Annotated in this window: 10 protein-coding genes, 2 tRNA genes, 3 rRNA genes and 5 pseudogenes; 16 read left to right on the forward strand and 4 right to left on the reverse strand. The window is 44.0% G+C overall.

Annotation, left to right across the window (positions count from 1 at the left end; translation table 11 throughout):
* The first annotated feature begins 2 nt into the window (after positions 1–2).
* The 16 genes and pseudogenes from rplR to rrf all read left to right on the forward strand — a co-directional run bounded on the left by rplR (position 3) and on the right by rrf (position 11885).
* Positions 3–353, forward strand: a complete 351-nt coding sequence (rplR, locus tag PN838_RS17030) for a 50S ribosomal protein L18 (RefSeq protein WP_215964721.1) — start codon at positions 3–5, stop codon at positions 351–353.
* Positions 354–362: 9 nt separating this feature from the next.
* Positions 363–869, forward strand: a complete 507-nt coding sequence (rpsE, locus tag PN838_RS17035; RefSeq protein WP_215964722.1) for a 30S ribosomal protein S5 — start codon at positions 363–365, stop codon at positions 867–869.
* Positions 870–875: 6 nt separating this feature from the next.
* Positions 876–1058: a 50S ribosomal protein L30 gene (gene rpmD, locus PN838_RS17040; RefSeq protein ID WP_215964723.1), complete on the forward strand. Its 183-nt coding sequence runs from the start codon at positions 876–878 to the stop codon at positions 1056–1058.
* Positions 1059–1062: 4 nt separating this feature from the next.
* Positions 1063–1493 (forward strand): annotated as a pseudogene (gene rplO / locus PN838_RS17045) (50S ribosomal protein L15).
* A gap of 12 nt (positions 1494–1505) precedes the next feature.
* Positions 1506–2864 (forward strand): preprotein translocase subunit SecY, encoded by a 1359-nt coding sequence (gene secY, locus PN838_RS17050; RefSeq protein WP_272181421.1) that lies wholly within the window; start codon positions 1506–1508, stop codon positions 2862–2864.
* 16 nt (positions 2865–2880) lie between these two features.
* Positions 2881–2988: a 50S ribosomal protein L36 gene (gene rpmJ, locus PN838_RS17055; RefSeq protein ID WP_272181422.1), complete on the forward strand. Its 108-nt coding sequence runs from the start codon at positions 2881–2883 to the stop codon at positions 2986–2988.
* A gap of 123 nt (positions 2989–3111) precedes the next feature.
* Positions 3112–3468: a 30S ribosomal protein S13 gene (gene rpsM / locus PN838_RS17060; protein WP_215964726.1), complete on the forward strand. Its 357-nt coding sequence runs from the start codon at positions 3112–3114 to the stop codon at positions 3466–3468.
* 16 nt (positions 3469–3484) lie between these two features.
* Positions 3485–3874 (forward strand): 30S ribosomal protein S11, encoded by a 390-nt coding sequence (rpsK, locus tag PN838_RS17065; RefSeq protein ID WP_272181423.1) that lies wholly within the window; start codon positions 3485–3487, stop codon positions 3872–3874.
* Between the two features lie 22 nt (positions 3875–3896).
* On the forward strand, positions 3897–4517 hold the full coding sequence (gene rpsD, locus PN838_RS17070; RefSeq protein ID WP_215964727.1) for a 30S ribosomal protein S4: 621 nt from the start codon (positions 3897–3899) through the stop codon (positions 4515–4517).
* Positions 4518–4541: 24 nt separating this feature from the next.
* Positions 4542–5535, forward strand: a pseudogene (locus tag PN838_RS17075) (DNA-directed RNA polymerase subunit alpha).
* 32 nt (positions 5536–5567) lie between these two features.
* A pseudogene (gene rplQ, locus PN838_RS17080) lies at positions 5568–5970 on the forward strand (50S ribosomal protein L17).
* A gap of 671 nt (positions 5971–6641) precedes the next feature.
* Positions 6642–8177 (forward strand): 16S ribosomal RNA (locus PN838_RS17085).
* 69 nt (positions 8178–8246) lie between these two features.
* Positions 8247–8324, forward strand: a tRNA-Ile gene (locus tag PN838_RS17090).
* A gap of 52 nt (positions 8325–8376) precedes the next feature.
* A tRNA-Ala gene (locus PN838_RS17095) sits at positions 8377–8452 on the forward strand.
* Between the two features lie 278 nt (positions 8453–8730).
* A 23S ribosomal RNA gene (locus PN838_RS17100) occupies positions 8731–11608 on the forward strand.
* A 162-nt stretch (positions 11609–11770) separates the two neighbouring features.
* Positions 11771–11885, forward strand: a 5S ribosomal RNA gene (gene rrf, locus PN838_RS17105).
* The 16S, 23S and 5S rRNA genes sit together here with 2 tRNA genes alongside, the layout of an rRNA operon.
* 457 nt (positions 11886–12342) lie before the next feature.
* Here the strand turns inward: rrf and PN838_RS17110 are convergent.
* From PN838_RS17110 to PN838_RS17125, 4 genes and pseudogenes are all read right to left on the reverse strand, one after another.
* Positions 12343–13379, reverse strand: a protein-coding gene (locus PN838_RS17110; RefSeq protein WP_272181424.1) for an IS630 family transposase whose coding sequence is annotated in 2 segments (ribosomal slippage) — positions 12343–13166 and positions 13166–13379 — 1038 coding nt in all. Because the reading frame shifts where the segments join, the coding sequence is not laid out codon by codon here.
* A gap of 75 nt (positions 13380–13454) precedes the next feature.
* Positions 13455–13751, reverse strand: a pseudogene (locus PN838_RS17115) (transposase); the annotation flags it as partial.
* 44 nt (positions 13752–13795) lie between these two features.
* Positions 13796–14833 carry an IS630 family transposase gene (locus tag PN838_RS17120; RefSeq protein WP_272180397.1) on the reverse strand — a complete coding sequence of 346 codons (1038 nt, stop codon included), beginning with the start codon at positions 14831–14833 and terminating at the stop codon, positions 13796–13798.
* A gap of 35 nt (positions 14834–14868) precedes the next feature.
* Positions 14869–15904, reverse strand: a pseudogene (locus tag PN838_RS17125) (IS630 family transposase).
* Between the last annotated feature and the right edge of the window lie 191 nt (positions 15905–16095).

Here is a 16095-nt window from a genome sequence, read left to right on the forward strand (position 1 = left end):
CGATGGATAAGAAATCAGCTCGTTTACGTCGTGCCAAGCGCGCTCGCAGAACGTATATTGAAAACGGTGTTACTCGTTTAGTAATGCACCGTACGCCTCGTCACGCTTACGCTCAGGTAATTTCTCCTGAAGGTAAGGTGTTAGCGGCGGCATCCACTGTAGAAAAAGACATCCGCTCTGCGGTTGCTTCTACAGGTAACGTTGAAGCTGCGGCTGCGGTTGGTAAAGCAGTAGCAGAACGTGCGGTTAAGAATGGTGTAGCGAAAGTTTCATTCGACCGTAGCGGTTTTAAATATCACGGCCGTGTTAAAGCGTTGGCAGACGCTGCTCGCGAAGCCGGACTTCAGTTCTAGGAGTAGCGCATGTCGAATGTAGAAGCAAAACAGACTCAAACTGAATTCGAAGAGAAACTTATTGCGGTTAACCGTGTATCAAAAGTAGTTAAGGGTGGTCGTATATTCTCGTTCACTGCTTTAACTGTTGTTGGTGATAAAAACGGCCGTGTAGGTTTTGGTTATGGTAAAGCGCGTGAAGTTCCAGCTGCTATTCAAAAAGCAATGGAAAAAGCGCGTCGTAACATGGTTAGCGTAGATTTGAACAATGGAACATTGCAACACCCTATTAAGGGTCGTCACTCTGGTTCTAAAGTTTATATGCAACCAGCTTCAGAAGGTACGGGTATCATCGCAGGTGGTGCAATGCGTGCAGTGCTAGAAGTAGCAGGTGTACAAAACGTACTTTCTAAATGTTACGGTTCAACCAACCCAATCAACGTTGTTAGAGCTACCGTTGACGCACTTGCAGGAATGAAATCTCCTGAACAAGTTGCGGCAAAACGTGGCTTAAACGTTGGTGAGATCTTGGGGTAATACACCATGGCTAAGAAAACGATTAAAGTAACACAAACACGTAGCTCTATCGGTCGTCTACCGAAGCATAAAGCTACATTACGTGGCTTGGGATTACGCCGTATCAATCACACAGTAGAGTTGGAAGACACTGCATGTGTGCGTGGTATGGTAAACCAAGTTCAATACATGGTTAAAGTGGAGGGGTAATCTAATGCATTTGAATACTCTATCTCCAGCATCAGGCGCTAAGTCAGATAAGAAACGCGTAGGTCGCGGTATCGGTTCTGGCACAGGCAAAACTGGTGGTCGTGGACACAAAGGTCAGAAAGCTCGTTCGGGCGGAAGTGTAAGACCAGGTTTTGAAGGCGGTCAAATGCCTTTACAACGTAGGTTACCGAAATTCGGTTTCACTTCACGCAAGTCGTTAGTAACTGATGAAGTAACATTGTCAGAAATCGCAAAAGTCGATGGTGATATCGTTTCTTTAGAAACGTTAAAAGCCGCCGGTCTTGTGAAAAAGGCATGCTTTACGTTAAAGTTGTTAAATCTGGTGAAATCGCTCGTTCAGTAACTGTAGCTGGTCTACGTGTTACTAAAGGCGCTGAAGAAGCTATTTTAGCAGCTGGCGGAAAAGTAGAATAAGGATAGTATATTATGGCTAAACTAGGATTAGACCTACAAAGCGGTCAAGGCGGCTTTGCCGAATTGAAACAACGCTTATGGTTTGTATTGGGCGCAATCATTGTTTTCAGATTGGGTTCATTTGTTCCAATTCATGGGATAGATGCCGCAGTACTAGCTGATTTATTCGAGCAGCAAAAGGGTACCATCGTAGAAATGTTTAACATGTTCTCCGGTGGTGCGCTTGAGCGAGCTTCGGTATTAGCGCTAGGTATTATGCCGTACATAACTGCATCAATTATTATGCAGTTGTTAACGGTAATGCACCCGACTTTAGCTGAGCTAAAGAAAGAAGGTGAGACTGGTCGTAAGAAAATCAGTCAATACACGCGCTACTTCACGCTTGTACTGGCGACATTCCAGTCGTTTGGTATTGCTACAAGTTTGCCAAATATGATGTCTGGCTTGGTAATTAATCCAGATCTAGGGTTCTATTTTACAGCTGTAGTAAGTTTGGTTACCGGTACCATGTTTTTGATGTGGTTAGGTGAGCAAATAACTGAACGTGGTATCGGTAATGGTATTTCTATACTTATATTTACAGGTATCGTAGCGGGTTTACCGTCAGCAATTGGACAAACAGCAGAGCAAGCTCGTCAAGGCGAGATTCACTTAATCTTGTTGTTATTGATTGCACTAATTGTATTTGCAGTAACATACTTTGTTGTGTTCGTAGAACGTGGTCAGCGACGTATCGTTGTTAACTACGCTAAACGCCAACAGGGACGCCAAGTGTTTCAAGCACAAAGCTCACATTTACCACTTAAGGTAAATATGGCTGGCGTAATACCACCAATATTTGCTGGTAGTATTATCATGTTTCCTAGTACAATTGCGGCATGGTTTGGTACAGGTGAAGGGGCTGTTGCAGATTTTCTACAACAAGTGTCTTTAACTTTATCACCGGGGCAACCCCTATATGTTATGTTGTACGCGGCTGCTATAATATTCTTCTGTTTCTTCTACACAGCGTTGGTTTTTAACCCACGTGAAACAGCTGATAACTTAAAGCGCTCAGGTGCATTTATTCCTAGTATTCGTCCGGGAGAACAAACGTCGAGATACGTAGATAAAGTAATGACACGTTTGACTCTTGCAGGTGCGCTATACATTACGTTTGTATGTTTAGTCCCTGAATTTATGATGATTGCATGGAATGTTCAGTTTTATTTTGGTGGCACATCGTTATTGATTATCGTTGTTGTTGTCATGGACTTTATGGCTCAGGTTCAAACACTGTTGATGTCTCATCAGTATGAATCTGTTCTTAAAAAGGCGAACCTTGCAGGTAAAGCGATTGATAAAGCTAACCTGAAAGGCTATAGCCGTTGATTGCGGAGTAAAAGCAATGAAAGTACGTGCTTCCGTTAAGAAGATTTGTCGTAACTGTAAAGTAATCAAGCGTTCAGGTGTTGTTCGCGTGATCTGTACAGACCCTAAGCATAAACAGCGCTAGGGTTAATACGACATAAAAAAGGCGGGCGGGATTAATAATAGTCTCGCCCACATTTACAAATGGTCATACGTCGAGTATCCTAACGGGCTTTTCGACCGACCCATAAATTAAGGAGATGTGTTAGTGGCCCGTATCGCTGGCATTAACATTTCCGATCGTAAACATTCTGTTATCGCTTTAACAGCGATTTACGGTATCGGCAAGACTCGCGCACAAGCAATTTGCGCAGCTACTGGTATCGCAGAAGTTACGAAAATCGGAACTTTATCTGAAGCAGATTTAGATAAATTACGTGAAGAAGTTGGCAAGTTTACCGTAGAAGGTGACCTTCGCCGTGAAGTTACACTTAACATTAAGCGTTTAATGGATTTGGGTTGTTACCGTGGTTTACGCCACCGTCGCAGTCTTCCTTTACGTGGTCAGCGCACTAAAACAAATGCGCGCACCCGTAAAGGTCCACGTAAACCTATTTCGAAATAAGGCGAGGTAGCAAGATATGGCAAAAGCTCCAACTCGTTCACGTAAAAAGGTAAAAAAGCAGGTTGCTGATGGTATGGCTCATATCCATGCATCTTTCAACAACACAATCGTTACGTTAACTGACCGTCAAGGCAATGCGTTGTCTTGGGCTACGGCAGGTGGTTCAGGTTTCCGTGGTTCACGTAAATCTACTCCATTCGCTGCTCAGGTAGCTGCAGAACGTGCAGGTGAAGCTGCAAAAGAGTACGGTTTGAAGAATATTGAAGTATTCGTCAAGGGCCCAGGCCTAGGTCGTGAATCTGCAATCCGCGCATTAAATGCTGTGGGTTATAAGATCACAAACATCACTGACGTTACACCTATTCCTCATAACGGTTGTCGTCCGCCTAAAAAACGTCGTGTATAACGACGCTTAGTGGAGAAAGATCATGGCAAGATATTTGGGTCCAAAGCTAAAGCTTAGTCGTCGCGAAGGAACAGATTTGTTCCTTAAAAGCGGTGTACGTGCGATCGAAACTAAATGTAAAATCGATACTGCTCCAGGTCAGCACGGTGCGCGCAAGCCACGTTTGTCTGACTACGGTTTGCAGCTTCGTGAGAAACAAAAAGTTCGTCGTATTTATGGAATTCTAGAAAAACAATTCCGTAACTACTACAAAGAAGCGGCTCGTCTTAAAGGTAATACTGGTGAAAACCTTTTAACACTTTTAGAAAGTCGTTTAGATAACGTTGTTTATCGTATGGGTTACGCAAGTACTCGTGCGGAAGCTCGTCAGCTAGTTAGCCACAAGTCAATTGTAGTTAACGGTCAAGTAGTGAATGTTCCTTCCTACAAAGTAAATGCTGCTGATGTCGTTGCAATTCGTGAAAAATCGAAGAAGCAAGGTCGTATAGCTGCAGCATTAGAGTTAGCTGAACAGCGTGAAAAACCGACTTGGATTGACGTAGATAATAAAGAAATGTCTGGTGTGTATAAATCTCACCCAGAGCGTTCTGATTTGTCTGCCGAGATTAACGAACAGTTAATTGTTGAACTTTACTCTAAGTAAAGTTGAAAACTAAGAGGATATAAAATGCAGGGGTCTGTAACTGAATTCCTTAAGCCAAGGCTTGTAGACATTGAACAAGTAAGTCCAACTCGAGCTAAAGTAACGTTGGAGCCGCTAGAACGTGGTTTCGGTCATACTTTAGGTAATGCGTTGCGTAGAATCTTGTTGTCATCCATGCCTTAGTTGTGCCGTAACCGAAGTAGAAATCGACGGCGTGCAGCACGAATACAGTGCAAAAGAGGGTGTACAGGAAGATGTGATAGAAATATTGTTAAACCTTAAAGGTTTGGCAGTACGCGTTGAGGGTAAGGACGGTGTTACTTTGACTTTAAATAAGTCAGGTGTCGGCCCTGTTACAGCTGCTGATTTTCAGCACGATGGTGATATAGAAATCATCAACCCTGAGCACATCATTTGTAATTTGACGAGTGAAAGCTCTGAAATTTCAATGCGTGTAACAGTTGAGCGTGGCCGTGGCTATGTACCAGCTTCTGCGCGAGTGTCCTCCGACGAAGAAGATCGTCCAATCGGTCGTTTGTTATTAGATGCATCTTTTAGCCCTGTGGAGCGTATAGCTTACAATGTTGAGAGTGCACGTGTTGAACAGCGTACAGATTTAGATAAGTTAATTATCGATATGGAAACGAACGGCACTTTGGATCCTGAAGAGGCAATCCGTCGTTCATCTACTATTCTTGCAGAGCAATTAGAAGCGTTCGTAGATTTACGTGACGTTACTGAAGTTCAACAAGAAGAAGAGAAGCCGGAATTTGATCCAATTCTACTTCGTCCAGTGGACGACTTAGAACTAACAGTTCGCTCTGCAAACTGTTTGAAAGCGGAACAAGTTCAATATATCGGTGATTTAGTACAACGCACTGAGGTTGAGTTACTTAAAACACCTAACCTTGGTAAGAAGTCGCTAACAGAAATCAAAGACGTTTTGGCGTCTCGTGGTTTATCTCTAGGCATGCGCCTAGAAAACTGGCCACCGGCTAGTCTGTTAGATAACGACTAAATCTGTCAACGAATAGTTAGAAGGAAAAGCTCATGCGCCATCGTAAGAGTGGTCGTCAATTAAACCGCAACAGCAGTCATCGTCAAGCGATGTTCCGTAATATGGCGGGTTCTTTGGTGAAGCATGAAATCATCAAAACAACTTTGCCTAAAGCTAAAGAGTTACGTCGTGTTATTGAACCATTGATCACAATGGCTAAATCAGACAGCGTTTCTAACCGCCGCTTGGCATTCGCTAGAACGCGTGATGCTGAAGTAGTTGGTAAGTTATTTAGTGATTTAGGTCAACGTTACAGTGAACGCCATAGGTGGCTATACTCGTATCATTAAGTGCGGCTACCGTACTGGTGATAAAGCACCTATGGCTTACATTGAACTGGTCGGTAGACCAGAACTTGATGAAAGTGCTGATGTAGTTGAAGCTACTGAAGAATAAAAACGAATGCCGGGTTTACCCGGCATTTTTTTGTCTGAAGATCCTTATTCTCTTTTATATAAACATCTGCTTTTAGAGTTCTTACTCAACCTTTCTATATTAACGCTCATTTTCTACACTTATCTATCTATATATATCGTACTAACTACTGAAATAATTTTAACTTTCTACTGTTAGATCCTAGAATCACTAGCATTATTTAGTGGCAGCTAGAAAATATTAGGATCCAGAAAACCCCATATAACAAGCATCTCAGCGCCGAGTTGGTTGTTCTTTGTTCGGTTGCGATCTTTTTGTAAAAAGTAGTTGCACCTTTAAAAATGATCTCTATAATGCGTCCTCGTTGTCAGGGAGACATCAACCGCTCAAAACAATATGTTTAGTAGCAGGATTGGCGTCTAAATCGGCTAGAAAGTTTGAAAAAACTTTCAAAAAGATTTAAATAAAACGTTGACAACAAAAACAGGAAGCGTATTATACGCGTCCCGGTTGAGACAGAGTCTTAACCCAGAGGAAACCCTCTAAACCGTTCTTTAACAATTTGTAATTAATTATCTGTGTGGGCACTCCGTAGAGTAGTGACAACAATATATATGTATAAAGCTACTTATATAGAATGTCTGCACAAATTTATTTGAACAGTATTTTTATTAAGTAGCCGATTAAACTTTTAAGTGAAGAGTTTGATCATGGCTCAGATTGAACGCTGGCGGCAGGCCTAACACATGCAAGTCGAACGGTAACATGAACTAGCTTGCTAGTTTGATGACGAGTGGCGGACGGGTGAGTAATGCTTGGGAATTTGCCTTTAGGTGGGGGACAACAGTTGGAAACGACTGCTAATACCGCATAGTAGCTACGGCTTAAAGAGGGCTTCGGCTCTCGCCTTTAGAGAAGCCCAAGTGGGATTAGGTAGTTGGTGAGGTAAAGGCTCACCAAGCCGACGATCCCTAGCTGGTCTGAGAGGATGATCAGCCACACTGGAACTGAGACACGGTCCAGACTCCTACGGGAGGCAGCAGTGGGGAATATTGCACAATGGGCGCAAGCCTGATGCAGCCATGCCGCGTGTGTGAAGAAGGCCTTCGGGTTGTAAAGCACTTTCAGCGAGGAGGAAGGTTTAGTAGTTAATACCTGCTAGATTTGACGTTACTCGCAGAAGAAGCACCGGCTAACTCCGTGCCAGCAGCCGCGGTAATACGGAGGGTGCGAGCGTTAATCGGAATTACTGGGCGTAAAGCGTACGCAGGCGGCCATTTAAGTCAGATGTGAAAGCCCCGGGCTCAACCTGAGAACTGCATTTGAAACTGGATGGCTAGAGTGTGAGAGAGGGTGGTAGAATTTCAGGTGTAGCGGTGAAATGCGTAGAGATCTGAAGGAATACCAATGGCGAAGGCAACCACCTTGGATCAACACTGACGCTCATGTACGAAAGCGTGGGTAGCAAACAGGATTAGATACCCTGGTAGTCCACGCCGTAAACGATGTCTACTAGCAGTTCGTCTCTTAAGAGATGTCTTGCGCAGCTAACGCATTAAGTAGACCGCCTAGGGAGTACGGCCGCAAGGTTAAAACTCAAATGAATTGACGGGGGCCCGCACAAGCGGTGGAGCATGTGGTTTAATTCGATGCAACGCGAAGAACCTTACCATCCCTTGACATCCAGAGAATTTTCTAGAGATAGATTAGTGCCTTCGGGAACTCTGAGACAGGTGCTGCATGGCTGTCGTCAGCTCGTGTTGTGAAATGTTGGGTTAAGTCCCGCAACGAGCGCAACCCCTATCCTTAGTTGCTAGCAGGTAATGCTGAGAACTCTAAGGAGACTGCCGGTGACAAACCGGAGGAAGGTGGGGACGACGTCAAGTCATCATGGCCCTTACGGGATGGGCTACACACGTGCTACAATGGCAAGTACAGAGGGTTGCGAACTCGCGAGAGTAAGCGGATCCCATAAAGCTTGTCGTAGTCCGGATTGAGTCTGCAACTCGACTCCATGAAGTCGGAATCGCTAGTAATCGTGGATCAGAATGCCACGGTGAATACGTTCCCGGGCCTTGTACACACCGCCCGTCACACCATGGGAGTGGGCTGCAAAAGAAGTGGGTAGTTTAACCTTCGGGAGGACGCTCACCACTTTGTGGTTCATGACTGGGGTGAAGTCGTAACAAGGTAGCCCTAGGGGAACCTGGGGCTGGATCACCTCCTTAACGAAAAGTCGCACATGCGAAGTGTCCACACAGATAATTAATTACATATTGTGAGCAAGAAGAAGCTGAAGGCCTGTAGCTCAGCTGGTTAGAGCGCACCCCTGATAAGGGTGAGGTCGGCAGTTCAAGTCTGCTCAGAGCCTACCAAACTTTATGTTTGGATAGCGTATGCCAGAAGTTAGGTCCTCAGTATTTAATTGGGGCTATAGCTCAGCTGGGAGAGCGCTTGATTTGCATTCAAGAGGTCCGCGGTTCGATCCCGCGTAGCTCCACCACTTCTTCTGCTAGGAAGCACGCTAAAGAATGAATATTGTTTCAGTATTTATTGTTTAGCGTTTTTTATAAACGCATTGCTCTTTAACAATTTGGAAAGCTGATAAATAAGGTAAACATTATTGTTTATTTAATTTGTTATTCAACAATTAAAAAAATAATTTTGATTATCACTGTAAGAAGAAAACTCAAGCGTTATTTATGTCGATTGTACTTTTAGCGAGTGCAATCAAAATGGCATAACCTACGACTGACAGTATGAGAATACTTAAGGTTGTATGGTTAAGTGAATAAGCGTATACGGTGGATGCCTTGGCAATTGGAGGCGATGAAAGACGTGTTAATCTGCGATAAGTCTGGTTAAGGTGATAAAAACCGTTATAGACCAGAATTTCTGAATGGGGAAACCCACCCTTTTAGGGTATCGCATAGTGAATACATAGCTATGCGAGGCAAACCTGGAGAACTGAAACATCTAAGTACCCAGAGGAAAAGAAATCAACCGAGATTTCCTGAGTAGCGGCGAGCGAAAGGGAAACAGCCGAATCAGTATAGTTTAGTGGAAGCATCTGGAAAGTTGCACAGTAAAGGGTGATAGTCCCGTACACGACAAGCTATATTGGACATATTAAGTAGGTCGGGGCACGAGAAACCTTGACTGAAGATAGGGGGACCATCCTCTAAGGCTAAATACTCCCAATTGACCGATAGTGAACCAGTACCGTGAGGGAAAGGCGAAAAGAACCCCTGTGAGGGGAGTGAAATAGAACCTGAAACCGTATACGTACAAGCAGTAGGAGCAGACTTGTTCTGTGACTGCGTACCTTTTGTATAATGGGTCAACGACTTATATTTTGTAGCAAGGTTAACCGAATAGGGGAGCCGTAGTGAAAGCGAGGGTTAACTGCCCGTCTAGTTGCAAGGTATAGACCCGAAACCCGGTGATCTAGCCATGAGCAGGTTGAAGGTTGAGTAACATCAACTGGAGGACCGAACCCACTAACGTTGAAAAGTTAGGGGATGACTTGTGGCTAGGAGTGAAAGGCTAATCAAACCGGGAGATAGCTGGTTCTCCCCGAAATCTATTTAGGTAGAGCCTCGGACGAATACTTACGGGGGTAGAGCACTGTTTGGGCTAGGGGGCCATCCCGGCTTACCAACCCCATGCAAACTCCGAATACCGTAAAGTACTATCCGGGAGACACACGGCGGGTGCTAACGTTCGTCGTGGAGAGGGAAACAACCCAGACCGCCAGCTAAGGTCCCAAAGTTATTGCTAAGTGGGAAACGATGTGGGAAGGCTTAGACAGCTAGGAGGTTGGCTTAGAAGCAGCCACCCTTTAAAGAAAGCGTAATAGCTCACTAGTCGAGTCGGCCTGCGCGGAAGATGTAACGGGGCTAAGCAATACACCGAAGCTGCGGTAGCGTAATTTATTACGCTAGGTAGGGGAGCGTTCTGTAAGTGGCTGAAGGTGACTCGAGAGGGTTGCTGGACATATCAGAAGTGCGAATGTTGACATGAGTAACGATAATGGGAGTGAAAAACTCCCACGCCGAAAGACCAAGGGTTCCTATCCCATGCTAATCAGGGTAGGGTAAGTCGGCCCCTAAGGCGAGGCAGAAATGCGTAGTCGATGGGAAACAGATTAATATTTCTGTACTTTTAATCATTGCGATGGGGGGACGGAGAAGGCTAGGTGAGCACGGCGTTGGTTGTCCGTGTGAAAGTATGTAGGTTGGCTGCTTAGGTAAATCCGGGCGGCTAGAACTGAGATACGAGACGATACTCTACGGAGTAGAAGTCATTGATGCCATACTTCAGGAAAAGCCTCTAAGCTTCAGATGATTGAAAACCGTACCCTAAACCGACACAGGTGGTCAGGTAGAGAATACTAAGGCGCTTGAGAGAACTCGGGTGAAGGAACTAGGCAAAATGGTACCGTAACTTCGGGAGAAGGTACGCCGGTTTTGGTGATAGGACATGCTCCTTAAGCTGAAGCCGGTCGCAGTGACCATGGTGGCTGCAACTGTTTATTAAAAACACAGCACTCTGCTAAATCGAAAGATGACGTATAGGGTGTGACACCTGCCCGGTGCCGGAAGGTTAATTGATTGGGTTATCGCAAGAGAAGCTCATGATCGAAGCCCCGGTAAACGGCGGCCGTAACTATAACGGTCCTAAGGTAGCGAAATTCCTTGTCGGGTAAGTTCCGACCTGCACGAATGGTGTAATGATGGCCACGCTGTCTCCACCCGAGACTCAGTGAAATTGAAATCGCAGTGAAGATGCTGTGTACCCGCGGCTAGACGGAAAGACCCCGTGAACCTTTACTACAGCTTGACACTGAACATTGAGCCTACATGTGTAGGATAGGTGGGAGGCTATGAAACTTGGACGCCAGTTCAGGTGGAGCCAACCTTGAAATACCACCCTTGTATGTTTGATGTTCTAACGTTGGTCCCTTATCGGGATTGCGGACAGTGTCTGGTGGGTAGTTTGACTGGGGCGGTCTCCTCCCAAAGAGTAACGGAGGAGCACGAAGGTTTGCTAAGTACGGTCGGACATCGTACGGTTAGTGTAATGGTAGAAGCAAGCTTAACTGCGAGACAGACACGTCGAGCAGGTACGAAAGTAGGTCATAGTGATCCGGTGGCTCTGTATGGAAGGGCCATCGCTCAACGGATAAAAGGTACTCCGGGGATAACAGGCTGATACCGCCCAAGAGTTCATATCGACGGCGGTGTTTGGCACCTCGATGTCGGCTCATCACATCCTGGGGCTGAAGTCGGTCCCAAGGGTATGGCTGTTCGCCATTTAAAGTGGTACGCGAGCTGGGTTTAGAACGTCGTGAGACAGTTCGGTCCCTATCTGCCGTGGGCGTTGGATGATTGAGAGGAGCTGCTCCTAGTACGAGAGGACCGGAGTGGACGAACCGCTGGTGTTCGGGTTGTCATGCCAATGGCATTGCCCGGTAGCTACGTTCGGAATCGATAACCGCTGAAAGCATCTAAGCGGGAAGCGAGCCTCGAGATGAGTCATCCCTGACAGTTTAACTGTCCTAAAGGGTCGTTGAAGACTACAACGTTGATAGGTAAGGTGTGGAAGTGCTGTGAGGCATTAAGCTAACTTATACTAATTGCCCGTGAGGCTTAACCATACAACGCTTAAGTGTTCTTAAGACATTGATGGTCGAAATTATTGAATGTGTGAATACAAACCTTATTTATAACGTATTGCCTTAGGCGGTACGAGCTTTCTGAATGTTAAATCAATTATGTAAACAGTGTTCGTAGAACATTGATTACAATTCAGCTTTGCCTATGGTGGCAATAGCGCTGTGGAACCACCTGACTCCATTTCGAACTCAGAAGTGAAACGCAGCTGCGGCGATGGTAGTGTGGCATTTGTCATGCGAGAGTAGCTCACCGCCAGGCTCCCAATAAACGAACCCGTTAATCGAAAGATTGACGGGTTTTTTACGTCTGGGATTTAAAGATTTGAGCTGTCTGCAAGGTGAAACATGCTATTCCTCTGCACTCGGTTGGAGGTTCCAAATATCGCTGTGGCTCTTTTGGAATGACGTTTTTGTTCTGAACTTTTGAGCTGCCTGCAAGGTGAAACATACTATTCCTCTGCACTCGGTTGGAGGTTCCAAATATCGCTGTGGCTCTTTTGGAATGACGTTTTTTATTCTGAACTTATGAGCTGCCTGCAAGGTGGAACATGCTATTCCTCTGCACTCGGTTGGAGGTTCCAAATATCGCTTTGGCTCTTTTGGAATGACGTTTTTATTCCGAACTTATGAGCTGCCTGCAAGGTGAAACATGCTATTCCTCTGCACTTGGTTGGAGGTTCCAAATATCGCTATTGCTCGACTAATACCAATCCACCTTAATTTGTTCCCACTGAAGCCCAAGCCCTAGTACACATTTTAATGACTCTTTTTGTATCGCTAATGAAGCAATTCCATGCTTTTGTACATGAGTTCACAATGTCGTCATAACCTTTAAAACTTTTATTGGCTAAATGGTGCTGACGCATCCAACTCCATACTTGTTCGATTGGATTCAGTTCTGGTGAATATGGTGGAAGTTTTATTAGCGTCACATTATCAAATGGTTGTACCGTATCGAGCGTATGCCAGCCTGCACCATCCATGATAACTACGGCATGTCGGCCTATTGGTGTCGCCTTTGATATTTGCTCCATATGCAATGTCATTACTTCTTTGTTAACGTATGGAGTGATCAGCGCTTCTGTCCTTCCATTGCGTGGGCAGACTGCGCCGAAGAGATACGCATATTCAAATTGTTGCTGTTTGACCGCTCTTGGCCTAGTCCCTTTTTTTGCCCAAACTCTTGTCGTTGTATTTTGCTGTCCAAACCTTGCTTCGTCTTGAAACCATATATCCATATCTTTAGGCATAACATTAAATGGAGTGTTAAGGATCGTTTCAGGGTGAACTTTTTTAAAAGTCTCTTGGTTATTCTGAGACTGCTTTGGGTGCTTAGAGCGACTCGTTATCCAGCTATAGCCTAAAGATTCGAGTAATTTGTAGACGGAATTCGGGTGGTAAGTTACGCCAAAGTTATCCACGATGTAACGGTGTATTCGTTCACCAGTCAATCTGCCGCCTGTTGCGCTAACGGATTGTTTTTCAACAAACTTGGCTAATTTTAGTTTTTGGATCTCGTTTAGATACGGTTCTCGTCCTTTTGCTTTTTACTTTCCAATCCATCTAAGCCAAAGGAAAGGTACCGCTTAATCCATTCATTAACGATACGCCGGCTTACGACTAGCATACTGGCTATCTGGGTTCTATTTTTACCATCTAGAAAATGGTAAACGGCCAAAAGGCGTAACTTTTTACGTGCGTTTTGTTCAGCTTTGGCTAAGGCCAAAACATCATTTTTAGAATTTACTTTCACATTTATAAACGATTAGACTGTAAGTGCTGTTATTAGATCACAATTTAAAATGAAATGGTATAATACCAATCCACCTTAATTTGTTCCCACTGAAGCCCAAGCCCTAGTACACATTTTAATGACTCTTTTTGTATCGCTAATGAAGCAATTCCATGCTTTTGTACATGAGTTCACAATGTCGTCATAACCTTTAAAACTTTTATTGGCTAAATGGTGCTGACGCATCCAACTCCATACTTGTTCGATTGGATTCAGTTCTGGTGAATATGGTGGAAGTTTTATTAGCGTCACATTATCAAATGGTTGTACCGTATCGAGCGTATGCCAGCCTGCACCATCCATGATAACTACGGCATGTCGGCCTATTGGTGTGTAGTGGCATAGTGATTTTGGCCACCTAATTATACCAATCCACCTTAATTTGTTCCCACTGAAGCCCAAGCCCTAGTACACATTTTAATGACTCTTTTTGTATCGCTAATGAAGCAATTCCATGCTTTTGTACATGAGTTCACAATGTCGTCATAACCTTTAAAACTTTTATTGGCTAAATGGTGCTGACGCATCCAACTCCATACTTGTTCGATTGGATTCAGTTCTGGTGAATATGGTGGAAGTTTTATTAGCGTCACATTATCAAATGGTTGTACCGTATCGAGCGTATGCCAGCCTGCACCATCCATGATAACTACGGCATGTCGGCCTATTGGTGTCGCCTTTGATATTTGCTCCATATGCAATGTCATTACTTCTTTGTTAACGTATGGAGTGATCAGCGCTTCTGTCCTTCCATTGCGTGGGCAGACTGCGCCGAAGAGATACGCATATTCAAATTGTTGCTGTTTGACCGCTCTTGGCCTAGTCCCTTTTTTTGCCCAAACTCTTGTCGTTGTATTTTGCTGTCCAAACCTTGCTTCGTCTTGAAACCATATATCCATATCTTTAGGCATAACATTAAATGGAGTGTTAAGGATCGTTTCAGGGTGAACTTTTTTAAAAGTCTCTTGGTTATTCTGAGACTGCTTTGGGTGCTTAGAGCGACTCGTTATCCAGCTATAGCCTAAAGATTCGAGTAATTTGTAGACGGAATTCGGGTGGTAAGTTACGCCAAAGTTATCCACGATGTAACGGTGTATTCGTTCACCAGTCAATCTGCCGCCTGTTGCGCTAACGGATTGTTTTTCAACAAACTTGGCTAATTTTAGTTTTTGGATCTCGTTTAGATACGGTTCTCGTCCTTTTGCTTTTTTACTTTCCAATCCATCTAAGCCAAAGGAAAGGTACCGCTTAATCCATTCATTAACGATACGCCGGCTTACGACTAGCATACTGGCTATCTGGGTTCTATTTTTACCATCTAGAAAATGGTAAACGGCCAAAAGGCGTAACTTTTTACGTGCGTTTTGTTCAGCTTTGGCTAAGGCCAAAACATCATTTTTAGAATTTACTTTCACATTTATAAACGATTAGACTGTAATACCAATCCACCTTAATTTGTTCCCACTGAAGCCCAAGCCCTAGTACACATTTTAATGACTCTTTTTGTATCGCTAATGAAGCAATTCCATGCTTTTGTACATGAGTTCACAATGTCGTCATAACCTTTAAAACTTTTATTGGCTAAATGGTGCTGACGCATCCAACTCCATACTTGTTCGATTGGATTCAGTTCTGGTGAATATGGTGGAAGTTTTATTAGCGTCACATTATCAAATGGTTGTACCGTATCGAGCGTATGCCAGCCTGCACCATCCATGATAACTACGGCATGTCGGCCTATTGGTGTCGCCTTTGATATTTGCTCCATATGCAATGTCATTACTTCTTTGTTAACGTATGGAGTGATCAGCGCTTCTGTCCTTCCATTGCGTGGGCAGACTGCGCCGAAGAGATACGCATATTCAAATTGTTGCTGTTTGACCGCTCTTGGCCTAGTCCCTTTTTTGCCCAAACTCTTGTCGTTGTATTTTGCTGTCCAAACCTTGCTTCGTCTTGAAACCATATATCCATATCTTTAGGCATAACATTAAATGGAGTGTTAAGGATCGTTTAGGGTGAACTTTTTTAAAAGTCTCTTGGTTATTCTGAGACTGCTTTGGGTGCTTAGAGCGACTCGTTATCCAGCTATAGCCTAAAGATTCGAGTAATTTGTAGACGGAATTCGGGTGGTAAGTTACGCCAAAGTTATCCACGATGTAACGGTGTATTCGTTCACCAGTCAATCTGCCGCCTGTTGCGCTAACGGATTGTTTTTCAACAAACTTGGCTAATTTTAGTTTTTGGATCTCGTTTAGATACGGTTCTCGTCCTTTTGCTTTTTTACTTTCCAATCCATCTAAGCCAAAGGAAAGGTACCGCTTAATCCATTCATTAACGATACGCCGGCTTACGACTAGCATACTGGCTATCTGGGTTCTATTTTTACCATCTAGAAAATGGTAAACGGCCAAAAGGCGTAACTTTTTACGTGCGTTTTGTTCAGCTTTGGCTAAGGCCAAAACATCATTTTTAGAATTTACTTTCACATTTATAAACGATTAGACTGTAAGTGCTGTTATTAGATCACAATTTAAAATGAAATGGTATAAGTGCTGTTATTAGATCACAATTTAAAATGAAATGGTATAATTTAACAAGCTATGGAATGACGTTTTATGTTCCGAACTTATGAGCTAATTTAAAGTGAACTTAACTTCTTCTAGACGTGATCCATCAT

The sequence above is a fragment of the Psychrosphaera algicola genome (assembly GCF_028401425.1).
Classification (GTDB): domain Bacteria; phylum Pseudomonadota; class Gammaproteobacteria; order Enterobacterales; family Alteromonadaceae; genus Psychrosphaera; species Psychrosphaera algicola.